Annotated in this window: 21 protein-coding genes; 7 read left to right on the top strand and 14 right to left on the bottom strand. The window is 40.7% G+C overall.

Translation table 11 applies throughout. The features are described 5' to 3' along the window. Positions 1-405 precede the first annotated feature (405 nt). Positions 406-1,332, top strand: coding sequence for a putative adhesin (locus tag KO511_RS01820; protein WP_215985794.1), 927 nt, complete (start codon positions 406-408; stop codon positions 1,330-1,332). Positions 1,333-1,404: 72 nt separating this feature from the next. Here the strand turns inward: KO511_RS01820 and KO511_RS01815 are convergent, their stop codons facing one another. The 6 genes from KO511_RS01815 to gap form a co-directional block, all read right to left on the bottom strand. Next, on the bottom strand, positions 1,405-2,982 hold the full coding sequence (locus tag KO511_RS01815; RefSeq protein ID WP_215985793.1) for an alkaline phosphatase: 1,578 nt from the start codon (positions 2,980-2,982) through the stop codon (positions 1,405-1,407). A gap of 272 nt (positions 2,983-3,254) precedes the next feature. Further along, entirely contained in the window at positions 3,255-3,611 is a 357-nt protein-coding gene (locus KO511_RS01810) for a hypothetical protein (protein ID WP_215985792.1), read from the bottom strand. Between the two features lie 211 nt (positions 3,612-3,822). Continuing rightward, a complete protein-coding gene (locus KO511_RS01805; RefSeq protein WP_215985791.1) occupies positions 3,823-4,749 on the bottom strand; it encodes a ChaN family lipoprotein in 927 nt (308 codons plus the stop codon). A 53-nt stretch (positions 4,750-4,802) separates the two neighbouring features. Further along, entirely contained in the window at positions 4,803-5,621 is an 819-nt protein-coding gene (gene rlmA / locus KO511_RS01800; protein WP_215985790.1) for a 23S rRNA (guanine(745)-N(1))-methyltransferase, read from the bottom strand. A gap of 103 nt (positions 5,622-5,724) precedes the next feature. Further along, positions 5,725-6,609 carry a D-hexose-6-phosphate mutarotase gene (locus KO511_RS01795; RefSeq protein ID WP_215985789.1) on the bottom strand — a complete coding sequence of 295 codons (885 nt, stop codon included), beginning with the start codon at positions 6,607-6,609 and terminating at the stop codon, positions 5,725-5,727. A gap of 142 nt (positions 6,610-6,751) precedes the next feature. After that, positions 6,752-7,747: a type I glyceraldehyde-3-phosphate dehydrogenase gene (gene gap / locus KO511_RS01790; RefSeq protein WP_215985788.1), complete on the bottom strand. Its 996-nt coding sequence runs from the start codon at positions 7,745-7,747 to the stop codon at positions 6,752-6,754. Between the two features lie 337 nt (positions 7,748-8,084). Here gap and msrB point away from each other — a divergent pair, with 337 nt between their 5' ends. Next, a complete protein-coding gene (gene msrB, locus KO511_RS01785) occupies positions 8,085-8,504 on the top strand; it encodes a peptide-methionine (R)-S-oxide reductase MsrB (protein WP_215985787.1) in 420 nt (139 codons plus the stop codon). 29 nt (positions 8,505-8,533) lie between these two features. Here the strand turns inward: msrB and KO511_RS01780 are convergent, their stop codons facing one another. Beyond that, entirely contained in the window at positions 8,534-9,355 is an 822-nt protein-coding gene (locus KO511_RS01780; protein ID WP_215985786.1) for a DUF2989 domain-containing protein, read from the bottom strand. 107 nt (positions 9,356-9,462) lie between these two features. On the opposite strand from KO511_RS01780, the gene KO511_RS01775 reads away from it, so the two are divergent. Beyond that, complete coding sequence (locus KO511_RS01775; protein WP_215985785.1) at positions 9,463-9,747, top strand: YeaC family protein; 285 nt, start codon at positions 9,463-9,465, stop codon at positions 9,745-9,747. 78 nt (positions 9,748-9,825) lie between these two features. On the opposite strand, the gene KO511_RS01770 is transcribed toward KO511_RS01775, so the two are convergent. The 3 genes from KO511_RS01770 to KO511_RS01760 all read right to left on the bottom strand — a co-directional run bounded on the left by KO511_RS01770 (position 9,826) and on the right by KO511_RS01760 (position 11,749). Then, the gene (locus KO511_RS01770; protein ID WP_215985784.1) at positions 9,826-10,308 is read right to left on the bottom strand and encodes a YchJ family metal-binding protein; all 483 of its coding nucleotides are present in this window, start codon (positions 10,306-10,308) and stop codon (positions 9,826-9,828) included. Between the two features lie 153 nt (positions 10,309-10,461). Then, positions 10,462-11,196, bottom strand: a complete 735-nt coding sequence (lpxH, locus tag KO511_RS01765; RefSeq protein ID WP_215985783.1) for a UDP-2,3-diacylglucosamine diphosphatase — start codon at positions 11,194-11,196, stop codon at positions 10,462-10,464. Between the two features lie 58 nt (positions 11,197-11,254). After that, positions 11,255-11,749, bottom strand: a complete 495-nt coding sequence (locus KO511_RS01760) for a peptidylprolyl isomerase (RefSeq protein ID WP_215985782.1) — start codon at positions 11,747-11,749, stop codon at positions 11,255-11,257. A 201-nt stretch (positions 11,750-11,950) separates the two neighbouring features. Between KO511_RS01760 and cysS the strand changes: the two genes are divergently transcribed. Next, positions 11,951-13,333 carry a cysteine--tRNA ligase gene (gene cysS, locus KO511_RS01755; protein ID WP_215985781.1) on the top strand — a complete coding sequence of 461 codons (1,383 nt, stop codon included), beginning with the start codon at positions 11,951-11,953 and terminating at the stop codon, positions 13,331-13,333. A 79-nt stretch (positions 13,334-13,412) separates the two neighbouring features. Further along, positions 13,413-13,991: a thymidine kinase gene (locus KO511_RS01750; protein ID WP_215985925.1), complete on the top strand. Its 579-nt coding sequence runs from the start codon at positions 13,413-13,415 to the stop codon at positions 13,989-13,991. A gap of 67 nt (positions 13,992-14,058) precedes the next feature. Here KO511_RS01750 and infA read toward each other — a convergent pair whose 3' ends face one another. From infA to aat, 3 genes are all read right to left on the bottom strand, one after another. Further along, the gene (infA, locus tag KO511_RS01745; protein WP_001040192.1) at positions 14,059-14,277 is read right to left on the bottom strand and encodes a translation initiation factor IF-1; all 219 of its coding nucleotides are present in this window, start codon (positions 14,275-14,277) and stop codon (positions 14,059-14,061) included. Between the two features lie 78 nt (positions 14,278-14,355). Continuing rightward, positions 14,356-15,054: an arginyltransferase gene (locus KO511_RS01740; protein ID WP_215985780.1), complete on the bottom strand. Its 699-nt coding sequence runs from the start codon at positions 15,052-15,054 to the stop codon at positions 14,356-14,358. Next, positions 15,051-15,773 carry a leucyl/phenylalanyl-tRNA--protein transferase gene (gene aat, locus KO511_RS01735; protein ID WP_215985779.1) on the bottom strand — a complete coding sequence of 241 codons (723 nt, stop codon included), beginning with the start codon at positions 15,771-15,773 and terminating at the stop codon, positions 15,051-15,053. The genes KO511_RS01740 and aat overlap by 4 nt, the downstream gene beginning before the upstream one ends. 17 nt (positions 15,774-15,790) lie before the next feature. On the opposite strand from aat, the gene KO511_RS01730 reads away from it, so the two are divergent. Next, positions 15,791-16,246 carry a glycine zipper 2TM domain-containing protein gene (locus KO511_RS01730; protein WP_215985778.1) on the top strand — a complete coding sequence of 152 codons (456 nt, stop codon included), beginning with the start codon at positions 15,791-15,793 and terminating at the stop codon, positions 16,244-16,246. A 144-nt stretch (positions 16,247-16,390) separates the two neighbouring features. Beyond that, positions 16,391-17,671 carry a 3-phosphoshikimate 1-carboxyvinyltransferase gene (gene aroA, locus KO511_RS01725; protein ID WP_215985777.1) on the top strand — a complete coding sequence of 427 codons (1,281 nt, stop codon included), beginning with the start codon at positions 16,391-16,393 and terminating at the stop codon, positions 17,669-17,671. A 77-nt stretch (positions 17,672-17,748) separates the two neighbouring features. Here the strand turns inward: aroA and KO511_RS01720 are convergent, their stop codons facing one another. Continuing rightward, the gene (locus KO511_RS01720; RefSeq protein ID WP_215985776.1) at positions 17,749-18,000 is read right to left on the bottom strand and encodes a DUF2498 family protein; all 252 of its coding nucleotides are present in this window, start codon (positions 17,998-18,000) and stop codon (positions 17,749-17,751) included. Between the last annotated feature and the right edge of the window lie 115 nt (positions 18,001-18,115).

Here is an 18,115-nt window from a genome sequence, read left to right as displayed (position 1 = left end):
ATATTTATCTATAATCTTAATTGTTACTTAAGGCATTGATATTGAAGTGCTTTTTAGGATTATTACATAGGGAGAATAAAAGTAAACGATTGCATATAATTATTTATTCTGGTCGTACCAGTATATTATTTTTTTGTTTTGAAAATTTTTAAATAATTAATTAGTGTTATTTGAATTACCTAAATGTATATTTGGTTTGATCTTTGTCAATGTTTAATATTGATTATATGTTGACTTGTGGATTTAATATTGGTGAATATTTAATGATGATAATTTTAATAATAAAGACATTACCTTTGTTACATATTGATACTGTTAACTTAACTTGATTATAAATACACATATATTCAATATTGATTCTATACTTTTTCTTGTCAATAAGCCTTTGATAAGAGGGGTAAAGTTATGTTTACGAAACAGTTGGTTTTGAGAGAGATTGATAGCTGTATTCTTAGTACTAAAAGTAGTCGAAAGAAAACGGTTGGATTACCTAAACTTAAAAGTGATATTGTGAAACTCACCGATTTGAAGAAAATTAAAGATGTTTTGGTCGAAGCTATCAATGAAGAGGCACCGACAGATCTCAAGCCAGCCGATAATGCCTGTAAGTATTGGGTAAATCGCCACTCTTCATACACATTTAGGGTTTTTGATAAGGATACCAATACCAAAAAAGCGCTGCAGTCTCTTGTCGACGAATACGGCGTGTATTTTAATAGCGACCTTGGCAACTCTAAGGTTTATGAAAAAGCTCTCCCGCCGACTAAGCCATTAATGCTAGGCAAAACAACGGCAATCAGTAAAACGACAGTTACCAACATGAAACAAGCTTCAAGGCGCGGAGATAAGCAAATAGTTTTTCTGGGTCACGGTGAAACAACCCTCAACACGCATATTCAAATTCCCCAAGGTACGAGTGTTCACTTTTATACTTATGATCAGGCCTTTTTACGCGATGTAGATGTTAGAGCGATAGCATGTCCAGAAGTGTGGGGGAGACATAAGGTGCCCACTGTGCGAGAGGTTGCAGGACCAGGGGCAACTATAAAAGAGCACTATATTGGGGAACTTGATCACCAAGGGCTAGGAGGGCACATTGATAATCCGGCTTTTCTCGGTGGGGTAATGTTCAATAGCATTCGAACACTTTCATCTTTGTTAGTTCCCAATATGGGAGTGGTCCATTTTGCTGCCTGTCGCGCACATCCCACAGATGATATGATCGCTTTTAATAAAGGAGGTGGTGTTAATGCTGATAGCATTGAACCCCAGCAAAGGCGAGATTCAGTCATTGAAAACCTAATGAAAGTTGGCGGAATGCCTGGGCATTGATCATTAAATAAAGCGCATTTAACGTAATGCCAGTCAGTTTGACTGGCATTACCCTAATGTGTTTTGTATAGCTTATTTTACTTGAGTTTTGATGTACTCACCGAGTTCAGAATGATGCATGATTTTTGATACAGGTATAATTGCTTCGGCAGGCCCCCAAGCAAACACGTTTACTGGTGTATGAGTATGGGTTCCTGTTCCCCATACAATGTTTTGGCTGGCAGCTTGCTCCCTGGCAAGGACATTACCGCGATCGTTGTATGGGAAGAAGGCATCAAAGTCGTTGATTACTGGTATATTGTCAGCAGACAGGTACGAGTGACCCGCTAAACGGTATGGATTAGGCTTATTGGCTAAAACTTTTTCAGCTTGTGCAGACGTTATAGGAAATTCTGTATTAGTATTGACAATTTCAGCAAACATGGCGGCGGTTTGCTGGCTTTTATCCAATTGTTCAAATTCGCTTACAATTCCGTAATAGCTTTTTTTTTGTTGATACAACTTGTCGAGTAGTTCAAATGATCCAAAGTTAAAGTTTGGGGCATAATCCCTACTTGAGAATGCTTCGCCCTCACGCTTTTGTGGTTGTGGAAGGTTTTTAGAAGAATAACTGAAGCCAAAAGAGCCAGTTTCATGATCGGCTGTTACTATGATAAGTGTGTCATTGCGACCGTTAGCCCACTGATAAACAGTGTCAATGGCTTCATCAAACTTGAGCATTTCATGCAACATATTTCCAGCATCATTACTATGCGCTGCCCAGTCTATTTGCCCGCCTTCAACCATCAGAAAGAAACCATCTTTATCCTCTGACAGTATTTCTAAAGCTTTGCCAGTCATTTCTTTTAAGCTAGGCTGAGTACGTTTAGGGTCATATTTATTGGCACTGTAAGAGATACCGTCATCCATTCCTGAGTATGAAAATAGGCCTAGCAATTTTCCACTAGGCGTTTTTTTCATCGCGTCTCGGTTGAATACTAGTTGGTAACCATCTTGCTGAGCTTCAACTAAAAGATTACGTTCATCTTTACGTTTGGATTTGAGATAAATATCACCTTGGGTTAGGTTTTTGAGCTGGTCGTATATTTTACCTTTGTTATTGGTCGATTGTGGAATCCAGTGCCTAAGACCTCCTGAAAGCATGACATCAGCGCCTGTTTTCAGCATATCTGCGGCAATTTCATTTTCTAAAGAACGATGAGCTTGATGAGCAGCGAAAGACGCTGGTGTGGCATGAGTTAACCGAGTATCAGATACCAACCCGGTTGATTTGCCTAAATCCTTCGCCTTTTCTAACACAGTTTGGACGTGATTTCCTTGAGAGTCGATCCCGATAACTTCAGAGCCAGAATAGATCCCTGTAGAGAGCATAGTTGCAGAACAAGCAGAGTCAACAACGATAGCATCTTCTGGGTGAGTCAGTGAAGAGCCAATTACCCCTTCTTGAGCGAGTTTGAATAGTGACGTTGGTTGCCCTTTATATATGGAATTGGGCGCTCTGTTTGCATAGGTTTCAAGTAAACCGACTTGCTGTGGCCCCATGCCATCGCCAATCATTAAAATAACGTTTTTAATTGGTGCAGAAAGTGCGTCTAAAGACAGTACAGAACTGACTATCGCAGTGAGAAAAGGTTTTGTTAGGTGCTTCATCTAATCATCTATCCTTGTTAATAAAAGTATCTAGATTAAACCACTGTTACATTTAAGATTTATGTCAGCAATGAATTATTAATTAAATATTGATTTCAATGTTCTATTTGTGTGCATATCGACGTATATCATTTCTATAAATGATGATTCTGCTGACAAGGTTGGATAGACTGCTCTTTAAGTTTTAAGACGCAATAGTTTAGTAGAAATAAGGTGACCGCACCGAAGATAACATCATCAGAGTGGGTTAGAGGGCTTCAGAGGTTGGGAAATTATACTAACGCCAGTAATATTCCACCTACGGTTGCCGCTGCGGAAAGAAATTGCCCCGCTGAATAGGCACCATCTTCTTCCTTTGCAATCTCATCGGGTTTATCAATACCCAGAGCGCCATGAGTAAAAGACTCAACCTTATCTCCAACGGTTTTATTCGCGTTTTCAGCGACTTTGGATTCTTTATCTAGCTCTTGTAAAGCGGCAAGTAGTGCCTTACCTTCTTCAGAAAGTGTGACTTTATTTTGTTCTACTTTCAGTGGAGTCGAGGTATTACCTACCTCACTCTGACTTGCTTGAGGCTTGACCTGCTGGGCAGGGATAAGCTTTGCTGGCTCCATACCTACTGGTGTCATAGCGACCTCCTTACATCACCCTTACAACTGTATCGACCATTGTAACAAAAACTTGTGCAAAAATTAGCATTGGTATGAAATGCATCAAAGCACAAAGTGTGCCGATAATAGTGATAGATGATGAAAATAGCTAACAGAGCTAAGTTAGAGTGTGAGAGTGTAGATGATTTTTCATAGCCATCAGACAGAGCTACGCTCGAAGAATTTGTGATTACATACAAGTTAAGTCATCATTTCTTTTACTTAGTTTTTTAGATTCTTTTAACCAATTCTCCTCTTTTATATATCGATAAGGAAAAGGTAGTACTTCAAGCTGATAATCTTGACTGTTTGAAAGAATGTTGTCATTTGGTGTAATCACCACGACTTTCAAGTTAGGTTGACGCGCTAAAATGGATGCTTTCATTCCTAGCCCCTGCTCGATATGAAATTTCCCCCCGATATGAAGAATTTGTGATTTGGGATTTAACTGCACATAGTCGGTAATGCTTTCTGCCATAGTTTCATCCCAAGTGATTTGTGCAGCATAGTATCGTTCTGCTTTTTCGTTTACACCATGATGCATTGACGCCATAAATTTATCTTTATATGGGCTTGGCTGTGTATTGACATTAGTGGCGATCGTAGCGCGTTGTTTTGGCTTGAGTTTATCCAGATATGAAATGCCTTGTTTACCGATACAACGCACGATGTTTTTTGGGGCATTGGCAGCAATAATATCGAGCTGACGAGCTTTGGCTAATTCAACTATAGAGCGGTAATCACTTTCATAGTTGGGCCAAGCATCTGCATCCTTAATTAGAGTTTGCTCGCCTATTTCGCCGCTTAGGTATTTATCAATAACTGGTTGCGAATCACGTGAGAACTGCTCCATGGATAAGGCAGTTGTCCGGCCTTGAGCGGATAGAATGTTAAATAAATCGGTTTGAAAATGATGAATACCAGTATGTGAATGCAGTTCTCCCACGAGAATAACATCAGCTTCAAGGATATCTTGAGGAAGCTTCTGCAAAGAAATAGGAGTCGCGTTAGGGGAAAAAAGTTGGTAGTCGTAGAAAGTCTCTGCTTGCATTGGTGATGAAGTTGAACAGGCCATTAGACTTAAAGAGACCAAAGCTGAGGTAATAAATTGGTACATAAATTTTTCCTGAGAAGGCAACAATTGCAAGCTATCAATCCTACCAATAGCAACTATCGTTTACGATAGATTCTAATGATAAAGTCGGCCTCGCATTCAAATGATTCTGCAGACGCCAATGATTGACGGAGTGATGATTCAGCCTTCCATGCGAAGGGTGTCATTTGCAATAATGTATCTGCGTCGCCATTTTCTAACGTCATAACATAATTTAGCGTCACTTGTTGCTCTAGTTCGAAGCCATCTATCTCTTCGGGTTTCTCGTCGTGTAGATTAACGGTTTCATACAGCTTCTCTCTCAGTTGGTATAAGTGTCTCGCACCAGGAGTTACGGTAACCACGATACCACCAGAGTGAATAACACGTTCGAGTTCGCTTGGGCTACACGGCGCATAAATTCTGAGTATTGCATCGAGACAGTTGTTTGCAAAAGGTAACCGTGCGCTTGATGCTACGCTGAATTGGCAACTGGGATAGCGTTTTGAAGCGTAACGGATAGCTACTTTTGATATATCAAGCCCATAAGTTACGGCATTAGGGTGCTGATTCTTCAATTGGTATGACACTTCATTGGTGTAATAGCCTTCGCCACAACCGATATCTAAGAGCTTATGCTGAGAGTTTTTTAAATACTGTGTGCAGAGTTGAGCAACTTTACTCTGTATTGGTTTATAATAGCCTCTCTCTAAAAAATGACGGCGTGCCTGCATCATCTCTTTATTGTCACCGGGATCTTTTGACCGTTTATTTTGGACCGGCATTAGGTTGACGTAGCCTTCTTTGGCAATATCAAATGAATGATTGTTATCGCAACGGTAAGAACGCTCATTGAGAGCTAGGCTGTGTTCGCAAAGAGGACAAGAATAAGACATAAGAATTTCACATTGGAGTAACTATAATCGATTTTAACAGGAAGACACGGCTCAAACCATGACAATAGCCTAGCCACATACCGTAGAGGTAGGTGGCTTGAGATTAACCAATCGATAGCTTTGTAGAGAGTTGATGATTGTCGCCGGGTTGTAGTTCTTTTCCTTCCTCTAGACTTGATGCATGAAGACTCGACTCGATACACATCATAGTAAGGTAACCATCGTCGGCCATATCGTTTAAATCTGCTGAACCTTGCCGCCAAGGGTTCCAGAGTACAGCAGAGTTATGCCCTTGGTTTTCAATAATTAATTGTCTTTTATAACCGATATCTTTAAGGCATATTTGTAGGTCTGGGTGAATATATACCCTATCAATGGTATCGGTTAGCTGTAATGGATCATGTCCTATGCAGCGTAATTGATTTTGCAGGTTATCCTCATATTCAGAACCAGCCCCTGTGATAATGGTATCGCGCACATCACTCACATTGAGATAGCTGTGAAGAGCAGCTGAAAATCTCCATGGCTTCACATCTGTATTTGTGATGTCCAAAGTGAGTTTTAGCTCGTCACCAATTTCGATAATAAGTCGTGCGTCAAATTGAAATGGCCAGATCTCCAGACTTTTTTGCGAGGGGCTTAACCCAAGTTCGATAATTACTCCATGGGCATCTTCTCTATGCTGTGTTAATGACCACTCGGTTGTTCGTGCAAAACCATGAGCAGGTGAAGCAATGCGACCAAACCATGGCCAGCACACAGGAATACCCCCACGAAGGGCCGCTTTACCATCAAAAACGGCTTTTTCACTGATCCAGATGAGATCTTTTTTCCCTGCAGGTTTGTAGGAAACAAGGTGTCCGCCGTGTAACGAAATACCTGCCGTTGCTTTGTCATGGGTAATACGGATGATTTTTATTTGGTCTACTTCGACGATAGTGATGTTCTTCGATAATACAGTTAAGGCAGGAAGCGTTTGTAAATCCATAGATTGTTTTCCTCTATCGTATGGAAAGGCAGAGATTCAACATTGTTCGATGATATATTCTAACTCTAGATACAAAAAAGGCAGCTCGAGGCCGCCTTTTAACTAAATCAATTGAAAATGATTTTGATATACTCAGTCGTGATTACTTAGAGATGTGAGCGACAAGGTCAAGAACCTTGTTTGAGTAACCGATTTCGTTATCGTACCAAGAAACAACTTTAACGAACTTATCAGTTAGTGCCACGCCTGCTTTAGCATCGAATACTGAAGTTTGAACTTCACCGATGAAATCTTGTGATACTACTTGGTCTTCAGTGTAACCTAGCACGCCTTTAAGCTCGCCTTCAGAGGCTTCTTTCATCGCTGCACAGATAGCTTCGTAAGACGCAGCATTCTTGAGGTTTACAGTTAGGTCAACGACAGAAACGTTTGCCGTCGGTACTCGGAAAGCCATACCAGTAAGAAGACCGTTTAGTTCTGGAAGAACAACGCCTACCGCTTTAGCTGCACCAGTTGAAGATGGGATGATGTTTTGAGAAGCACCACGGCCACCGCGCCAGTCTTTAGCAGAAGGGCCATCAACCGTTTTTTGAGTTGCTGTAGTTGCATGAACTGTCGTCATAAGACCAGATTCGATACCGAACTTGTCGTTAAGAACTTTCGCTACAGGTGCGAGACAGTTAGTCGTACAAGAAGCGTTAGAAACGATGTCTTGACCAGCATAAGTAGCGTCGTTTACGCCCATAACAAACATAGGAGTTGCGTCTTTTGAAGGACCAGTAAGGACAACTTTCTTAGCGCCAGCAGTGATGTGTTTACGTGCCGTCTCGTCAGTTAGGAAAAGCCCTGTTGCTTCAGCTACTACGTCAACGTCGATTGCATCCCACTTAAGATCTTCTGGGTTGCGTTCTGCTGTTACACGTACTGTTTTACCGTTAACAATAAGGTTTCCGCCTTCAACTTCAACAGTACCGTTGAAACGGCCATGGGTTGAATCGTACTTAAGCATGTAAGCCATGTATTCTACATCGATTAGGTCGTTGATACCCACAACTTCGATGTCGTTACGTTCTTGTGCTGCACGAAATACGAAACGACCGATACGGCCAAAACCGTTAATACCTACTTTGATAGTCATTATAGTTGCTCCACAACTTAATTTCTGATTAAAGATAACTGGTAGTAAAATTACAGAATCCAGTCAAAATCTGCAACAGATAATCGGACTTAACTTGTTTAAAGTCAAAAAAAAGCGTCGCTTTTTTTCAGAACAAGTCTTATTTGACTATCTTTTGAACGGATTGTAGGTTTTTTTCTTAGCCAGTTGACATAAGATAGCTCGGATGTGCTCACTAACTAGTGAATATTTAACCATCCTTTCATGGAATTAAAGTATGTGCTACAAATACTGACTAGTGCAAGTTTTGCCACCGAAAAGTCAAATAAATGAATTCTTTTTAGGGGAGATATTGGAATTGGAACAGACAAATATAAAAATTAACAAACCAGATGAACACTGGCGTGACAAGCTGTCTGATGAAGAATATCGAGTCTGTAGGTTGCAAGGTACTGAAGCTCCATTCTCAGGTAAGTTGCTGCATAATAAGAGTACGGGTATTTACGAATGTACCTGTTGTAATAGTGCTTTATTTCAGTCCGACAATAAGTATGATTCTGGATGTGGGTGGCCAAGTTTCGATGCGCCGATCAATGACCAAGCAATATGCTACTTGGAAGATCTCAGTCACGGAATGGTAAGAACGGAAATTAGATGTGCTGCTTGTGGTAGTCACCTAGGGCATGTTTTTCCTGATGGCCCGCAGACTACAGGTGAACGATTTTGTGTTAACTCAGTGTCGTTAATTTTCAACAAATCAGACGAAAGCGGTGATTAAATCACCGCTCGTTGTTTCATACTTTCAGACTAATTGAATTTTGGCATCATACTACGCTTATATTCACCGTCCCCTAGAGCGCTCTGAATGTCATCTGCGATCTCGTCAAGCTGCTCGTACTTGTTTTCGCTAAATCCGTAAAGGAGTTTCATTTCGTGCTTTGAGGCTATGACGGGAACTTCAAATGCACTCGCGACCATAGCCCATATATAAGCTTGTTCTTTATGATTTAGTTGGTAGTTAATACTTGCAAGGGATTTGAAAATATCGGTATTGAGGTTCTCACCATCACTAAGTTCTAAAGACTTGTTGAGTAAATTGATCGTTTTATCAAGGTCACGACTAGTATAGAAAGTGGCGAGTGCGTATTGCATTTCAGCTGTTTCTAAAGCAGGTTTGCCTTCTTGCTGCAAAAAGCTTCTTCGTGCGCTTTCATCGCCAGTCTGACTCCACAAAAAGTATAAGGCGTCTGGTGATGTTGATTCTCTGATCCTTTCAACTAGTATTTCGAGATCCTCACCTGCGTTGACAAGCGCATTGAATCTTTTTCTTCTTAGCTCTGCCTGATCTATGGTTTGAATTTGTGAGGCTAGCTCTATACACTTTTTGTATTCAGCGACTAGATGATACTCCTTGATAAGCATGATGTCAGAAGGCTTTCTAAATGAATCGTATCGATGCCAAATCAGTTTAGTGCGTGGTAGCTTACACTGGCCATCATTTTGATTCATTCTCTCACATTGTAGTTTTGGGTTGTCTTTACATAGCTGTTCGGTATTTCTTCTATTTTCGAAACATCCAGTTATTGTGGCAGCTAGAAAGGTTATTACCAATAATTTTAGTGTCTTCATATTTATAATTGCTTATGATTCGTTACACTTATTTCAGCATGCAATCATGACTCAGATCGCTTGCTAGTTATGTTTTTCTCATATCAGTTACAACTTAAGGATAGACCATGGACGCAGAGCAGTTAATCAATGCCATTACACCCGAGGCGTATGAGCGTCTGTTATACGCTGTTGAGACAGGGAAGTGGCCTGAGGGTACACCACTTTCGCAACAGCAACGAGATTCATGTATGCAAGCTGTGATGTTATATCAATCAAAGTACAACTCAGAAGCCCAACATATGACAGTCGCCAAAGGCGGAGAGGTGAGTTTTAAGTCAAAATCTGAGTTGAAAAAGCAATTTTCAAATGATCAGGATGATATTATGAGGATTAATCCCAATCAATCTTAACTGTGTTGAACCAATAAGATAGAAGGGCTTATACCTTCTATCTTAAGTGTTTTTTCTTTAATCTATCAACTCAGCCAACTACCCGCAGCATTTTTTATATTTTTTACCACTGCCACAGGTACATGGGTCGTTACGTCCCAATTTAGTATTTTTCGGATTGGAATCAGACCCGTTGTCAGGGTAAGATCCATCAATATAGTACCAAAGGCCGTCCTCTTTAATAAAGCGGGAGCGCTCTTCAAGACAATATTGTATTCCTTGTTCTATGTAATAAGCTTTGAAGGTCACAAAGCCTTCTTGATCATATGCACCATCTTCAGAATTAATCACTTCGAGCTTATTCCAGTCACTCTCAATCGACTGTTGGATAGCTTCTTTTTGTATTTGTGCGTTGCAGCTGGGGTGGTAGGTTTTAATAATGTAGTTCAGCAAGGCTTTAACGTGAGCGCTATAACGAGACCGCATTAACTGCTCAGGAGTTTGTGCCTTGGAGTGATCGATATGAATGGGTTTACAGCAATCACTGTATGATTTATTTGTGCCACAAGGACAAGGTTGCATTTTCACTCCGGTTTTACGTGGAATTTTTTGGATAAAGATCAAGGCCTATCCTAATTCACTATCGTGAACTCAATAGATAAGCCTTGTGGTTTAAACATGATGTCATTCAATTCTAGTACTGATCAGCATGTGGCCATAACTGACAGGCATTTATTACGGAAAGTGGTTAAATTGCCTAACTTCTAGCGTGAATCTTTCTTTGGTAAAGACAAGAACTGAGCCCTGAGTGTACCAGTCACCGAGCACGATGCGCATTTTTGGTCTTTCGCTAGGTTGGAATCTGTGGATGTTTGGCCTATGAGTATGGCCATGAATCATGAGGTCGATTTGATGTTTTTCCATGACCCTTTCTACTTCTAATTGGTTCACATCCATGATGTCTAGAGGCTTGTGTTGCTTGTCTGATCGTATATCTGTCTGCACTTTGTTGATTATTTTTTTCTTGATAAAAAGTGGTATGCGATTGAATAGTTTTTGTAGCCAAGGTTGATGGACTGTTTGGCGAAACTTTAGATATTCTAGGTCGTCAGTACAAAGGGTGTCCCCATGTAATACCAGCGCCTTTTTATCATAAAGGTCAATGACAGTTTCATCACCTAATAGTGTGACTCCTGTTTCTTTGGCAAAACGTTTGCCAACAAGAAAGTCTCGGTTGCCTTGAGTGAAGTAACATGACACTCCATGAGATGTCAGGAGTTTGAATTCACTACGAATTTGAGTAGCAAAATCTGAACGGTCGTCATCACCTATCCAAAAGTCGAATAAGTCACCTAGTACATACAGCGCATCAGCATGGATGGCCTCTTCACGCATAAAGCGAACAAAACAATCGGTAATTTCAGGTAGAGCAGGTGAGAGGTGGAGATCAGAGATAAATAGTGTGGTCATAATTATTTGTTAACCTGAAGGCTTGATAAGGGAGAGATGCTTCTCTCCCTTGCCATCATTATTCTTCGATAGTGGTACTAGTAATTAGTACGTCTTCCAGCGGTACATCTTGATGCATACCATGTGAGCCTGTACTAACTTCTTTAATCTGGTTGACGATGTCCATGCCTTCTGTAACTTCAGCAAAAACACAGTAGCCCCAGCCGTCCATACTTTCACTGCGGAAGTCTAAGAAGGTGTTAGGGTTTACATTGATAAAAAATTGAGAGCTAGCAGAGTGTGGTTCCATGGTACGAGCCATAGCCAAAGTTCCTACTTTGTTGCTTAAGCCATTGTTCGCTTCATTCTTAATTGGATCACGGGTTTCTTTTTCACGTAGGCCGGACTCCATGCCACCACCTTGGATCATAAAACCATCAATAACACGGTGAAACAGCGTATTATCATAGAAACCGTCACGGCAATATTGCAAAAAGTTAGCGCATGTTTCCGGAGCTTTAGCTTCGTTTAGTTCAATTTTGATGTCACCAAAATTGGTGTGAAGGGTGATCATGATGATGTCCTTAGTTTTCTTTTTTGACTTAAAGTCTGAATTCTATATTAACTTTTGCCAATTTTGTATGTGAATAATGAAGGTATTAAAGGATTAGTGGATTTAATCGTGTTTTTTTCAACATTTGAGGGATGACCTCTAGCCTCGCATCTTGTTATACTGAACCACTATTTTGTACTGACAAATAATTAGATAGAGATCATGTTAAAGATATATAACACACTCACAAGACAAAAAGAGGAATTTAAACCAATCAATGCCAATAAAATTGGTATGTATGTCTGTGGAGTCACCATCTACGATCTCTGTCATATCGGCCATGGGCGAACGTTTGTTTCTTTTGATGTTGTTTCTCGCTATTTACGTTACCTGGGCTATGACCTGACCTTTGTCCGTAATATTACTGATATTGATGATAAGATCATCAAGCGCGCGAATGAAAATGGTGAAACTTGTCAGTCGCTAACAGAGCGTCTTATTGGTGAAATGCACGCTGATTTTGATGCGCTGAATATGAAACGTCCGGATATTGAGCCACGTGCAACAGAATATATTAATGAAATTATAGAGTTGGTTGAAAAGCTGATTCATCGCGGCTTTGCTTATGTGGCTGATAACGGTGATGTTATGTTTGAAGTCGCTCAATTTAATGATTACGGAAAACTGTCTAAGCAAGACCTTGAACAGCTTCAAGCTGGCGCAAGGGTCGATGTCGATAGGGCTAAGCGTAGTCCACTTGATTTTGTGGTTTGGAAAATGTCCAAACCAGGTGAGCCGACTTGGGAGTCCCCATGGGGTGCAGGTCGACCAGGATGGCATATTGAGTGTTCTGCAATGAACTCTGCTGTCCTAGGAAACCATTTTGATATTCACGGCGGAGGTTCAGATCTTCAGTTTCCACACCATGAAAATGAGATCGCTCAGTCATGCTGCGCTCATGATACTCAATATGTGAATACGTGGATGCATAGTGGCATGGTGATGGTTGATAGAGAGAAAATGTCGAAATCGCTTGGTAACTTTTTCACTATTCGTGATGTACTGAACCATTATGACGCCGAAACGGTGCGTTACTTTTTGATGTCAGGGCATTATCGTAGCCAACTTAACTACAGTGAAGACAATCTCAATCAGGCAAGATCATCTTTAGAGCGTTTGTACACTTCTTTACGTGGGCTAGATCTAACAGTACCTGCTGCTGGCGGTGAGGAGTATGTTAAGCGTTACACTGGTGCGATGAATGATGATTTCAATACGCCGGAAGCGTATTCAGTTTTGTTTGACATGGCGCGTGATATCAACCGACTTAAGGCCGATAGCCTTATGCAGGCCAGTGCACTAGGGTCATTAATGCGTGAACTTGCCGATGTGATTGGTATTTTGTATCAAGATCCAGAAGATTTCTTAAAGGGACAAGCTGAAGACGACAGTGAAGTTCCTGAGATTGAGGCGCTTATTAAGCTACGTAATGATTCTCGTGCAGCGAAGGATTGGACGAATGCTGATGTTGCGCGTGACAAGCTGACTGCAATGGGTATTGTACTTGAAGATAGCCCTGAAGGGACCATCTGGCGTCGGAAATAGCTGATATTCAAATTTATTTAGGGCTGTTGATTCAGCCCTTTTTTCTTTCTACTTACAGTTTTAAATGGGTAAGCAACCAGTGGCTCAGATGTATTTCTACTACTCAGCAATGAATGCGGGTAAATCCACCACACTTCTTCAGTCATCTTTTAACTATCAAGAACGAGGAATGACGCCATTAATCTATACAGCGGCTTTAGATGATAGGTATGACGTTGGTAAAGTGAGTTCTCGTATCGGTTTACAATCTGATGCACAATTATTCAGAAATGAAACCAATCTCTATCAAGAAATTACGGCTTTGAACGAAGTGGAAAAGCGCCATTGTATTTTAGTTGATGAATGCCAATTTTTATCTAAGCAACAGGTTTATCAGCTAACAGAGGTTGTTGATAAATTGCATATTCCAGTACTTTGTTATGGGTTAAGAACCGATTTTTTGGGAGAGTTATTTGAAGGCAGTAGATACCTGTTATCTTGGGCAGACAAGCTGATTGAACTCAAAACTATTTGCCATTGTGGGCGTAAAGCGAATATGGTTATTCGAACTGATGAGTTTGGGAATGCAATTGCCCAGGGCGAACAGGTAGCGATTGGGGGGAATGAGCGATATGTTTCTGTTTGCCGCCAGCATTACAAAGATGCGTTAGGAAAATAACAAGTTAATATGACAACAAAAAACGGAGCACGAGGCTCCGTTTTTTGTTGTATTCGATAATCTGAGATTAACGAGCACGGAAGACGATACGACCCTTGGATAGGTCGTAAGGAGTCATCTCAACAGTAACTTTATCACCAGTAAGGATACGGATGTAGTTTTTACGCATTTTACCAGAGATGTGAGCAGTAACTACGTGGCCGTTTTCTAGCTCAACACGGAACATTGTGTTTGGAAGAGTATCAAGGACGGTGCCTTGCATCTCAATTACGTCTTCTTTAGCCATTTAATCCTCTTTTAGAAATGGATAATTTCTGCCAGCAAAGTGCTGACTAAAATGAAATCATTAAATTTAGGACGTATTCTACCCTTGCCAACGCTGATTTACTAGCCTTTGATTACGTTGAAAACGGACTTTATAATTCATCGCAGGGCATTCATCGATTTGATAGCCAAGATAAAGCCATTGTTTCCCTTGTTGTTGGCAGTCTTTGATTTGAAATAAAACGGCTAATGTTCCCAGGGATAATGGGAAGTGAGGGTCGAAAAAGGTATAAAATGCGCTCACCGAGTTGGATAAGGTATCGGTTACGGCAATAGCAATTAACTTGTCTTGATCGTAGATATGTAAATATTGTGTGTTGAGCCATTTACAGTAAGAAAAGTGGATAAATTCATCTTGTTTGGGCGGGTACATGGTTCCATTTTTATGACGAGTTTCAATATATTGAGAATATAACTCGAACCACCCGGGTATCATTTCATCTCGAAATTCCCAACGGAGGTGCTTGGCTTTTGCGAGTAGACGCTTTTGGCTTTTTGATAGTTCGATTTCTGGGACTGACAAACGAATGGGTTGACACGCATTACATTGGTCACAGTGAGGTTTATAAATGGTGTCACCACTGCGACGAAAACCATTGGCTAAAAGGACTTCATAGCCAGAAGCGGAATGCATGGCTGGTTCTAGAGCAACCGCGACGCGTTCCTGTTTATCAGCAAGATAGCTGCACTGGTGGCTATCTGTTAATCCTATACGAATTTGTTGCAGGTCAGAACTCATGGATTCTCCTCTGAAGACAGCTTAATCCACTGCGGTTTAAAACTACCCGCAACAAGTTTTTCCTGTTTTAATGATAGCAGTGTTTGTATAAATTCCTTTCGTTCCAATTCTTCAGCACCTAAAGAATTCAAGTGCCTGTTCATAACTTGGCAATCAATTAGCTTTCCTCTCATAGACTTAAAATGATCGCAAAAATACCATAATGCGATTTTTGAGGCGTTAGTCTTAAGGCTGAACATGGATTCCCCACAAAATACTTGTCCGACTGAGATACCGTACAGCCCGCCTACTATTTCGTTGTTCTGCCATACTTCTACAGAATGGCAATGACCGATGTCTGCGAGTGTTTTATATGCATTGCGCATCTCACTGGTAAGCCATGTTTCTTCAGCATCTCGAGTAGAAGCGCAATGCTCGATGACAGTTTTAGTTGCCATATTGATGCTGACTTGGTATTGATGCTTTCTCTGAAATTTTTTAAGACTTTTAGAGGGTTTGAATGTCTTAGGATTAAAGACAGCTCGTGGCGATGGGCTCCACCATAATATAGGGTCATCTAGACCATACCATGGAAAGATCCCATTTTGATAAGCCAGCAATAAACGTTCGGGTGATAAATCACCTCCATAGGCGAGTAAACCATTAGGGTTGTTTAACGCTTCATATGGAGAGGGGAACCAGTGCTTATCGTTATCGAGTTCAGTTAGATAAATCGCCATAATATAGGAGAATTACGATGAAAAAATGGCTATGGATTCTATTCATTTTACCACTCTTTGCCAATGCCGCTTATGAGAGAAATAAGGCTAAACCTGTTAATGAGGTCATATTTGGAAGTATAGACTCTGTACGGTATTTAACTCAGCAGGATGTTATTAAGGCTGAATCAACTGGCTGGGAAACCATACTTGGGGCTGTTGTAGGAGGTGTTGTTGGCAACCAATTCGGTGGGGGTACGGGAAAACAAGTTGCGACAGCAGTAGGGGCAGTTGCTGGAGCTGGGGTCGCACATAATCTTGCAAATCAAGAATATAAAGTGGAATACAAGTTGGTTGAACTGCTGATTAAAACAGACAAAGGGAAACTTATCGATGTGATTCAAGATGTGGATAATAGTATGCTCTTTGAGCGTGGTGATAAAGTCCGCATACTGTACTTTGATAACGGTGTAAGAGTCGATAAAGAGTATTGAAACGTTACAAATGGCTATCCTATTCTCTCAAAAAAAGATCGCCATAAATTGTGACTTTTGTCTGGTTTTAGATGTAAATTTTAGTTACGCTGCCGTTACTAAGAATTTTTCAGCGTTTGCTTAATTAAGGGACATTAGAATTTAATGGAAAGCCTTACGTTACAACCCATCAGTAAAGTCCACGGCGAGGTGAACTTGCCAGGCTCAAAAAGTGTGTCAAATCGGGCGCTATTGCTTGCAGCTTTAGCTCAAGGCACGACTCGTTTGACTAATCTTTTGGATAGCGATGATATCCGACATATGTTGAATGCGCTGACTAAACTTGGAGTGAATTATACTCTCTCCCCAGATAATACTATCTGTGAGATTGAGGGTAGAGGCAAGCCATTCGATTCTCAAGAATTGTTGGAGTTATTCCTTGGGAATGCTGGAACAGCGATGCGTCCACTTGCTGCTGCTTTATGCCTGGGAGAGGGTGAATATGTTTTAACTGGCGAGCCTCGAATGAAGGAAAGACCTATTGGCCATTTAGTTGAGGCGCTTCGCCAAGCTGGGGCGAAGATCGAGTATTTAGAGAATACAAACTACCCTCCACTTAAGATTAAAGGAACAGGTCTAAAAGGTGGAGTAATAGAAATTGATGGCTCTATTTCAAGTCAATTTCTGACAGCATTTTTAATGTCAGCACCAATGGCTCAAGAAGATGTAACAATCAAGATCATTGGGGAGCTGGTGTCAAAACCATATATCGATATTACCCTTCACATTATGTCACAGTTTGGTGTTCAGGTAGAAAATAATGGTTATCAAGAGTTTGTCATTCGACACGGGCAATCATATTCTTCACCTGGTGAGTTTTTAGTCGAGGGTGACGCTTCATCCGCTTCATATTTTTTAGCCGCTGCCGCGATTAAAGGCGGTGAAATAAAAGTGACAGGTATCGGTCGTAACAGTATTCAAGGTGATATTCAATTTGCTGATGCGTTAGAAAAAATGGGAGCAGACATCGAATGGGGTAACGATTATGTCATCTCACGAGTAGGAGAGCTTAAGGCGGTTGATATGGATTTTAATCACATTCCAGATGCGGCGATGACTATTGCGACAACTGCCCTGTTTGCAGAGGGGACAACGGCCATTCGTAATGTTTACAATTGGCGTGTTAAGGAAACCGATCGTTTAGCCGCAATGGCAACAGAACTACGTAAAGTGGGTGCAGCAGTTGAGGAAGGCAAAGACTATATAGTCGTGACACCGCCTAAAAAGCTTATTCATGCAAAAATCGATACGTATGATGATCATCGAATGGCGATGTGTTTTTCGCTCATCGCATTGAGTGATACTCCTGTTACGATTAATGATCCAAAATGTACATCCAAGACTTTTCCGGATTATTTTGACAAGCTGTCATCTCTGGGTTGTTAAAAGATATACCCCTTGATACCAGGGGGAATAGAGAGACTATATTTAATATATATTGAAATTCTTTATAAAACAAAGATCTAGCTCTGCTTTAAAGTGAACTCATTGGATAAGTGGAGTGATAGGTATTTCAACATATTAAAGGCCTTTGGCGTTTTCTCTGTTGGTAATCCGTTGATGTCGAGAAAGTGGTTACCTTTAAAAATCAGAACGTCGTCTTTTTCCTCGACATGCTCTACTCGCATACTAATAAGGTTATCGTGGTGTTCATGGAGCATATGATTGGCAATCAACAAAAGTTCGAATTTTGAAATGATTTTCTTGTGTTTCATCTATTATCACTCATGCTTTGATGCAGGTAGATGGAATTGTAAAGTGGATAGCATTTCTAGCCTTTGAGGTAGATCAATTGACTGACTACAAGGCTTGTTAGCGTACTGGCTATTA

The sequence above is a fragment of the Vibrio hepatarius genome, from assembly GCF_018860525.1.
GTDB classification, from domain to species: domain Bacteria; phylum Pseudomonadota; class Gammaproteobacteria; order Enterobacterales; family Vibrionaceae; genus Vibrio; species Vibrio hepatarius_B.
Note: the sequence above shows the minus strand (reverse complement) of the source record. Positions and strands in the feature narration are given on the sequence as shown.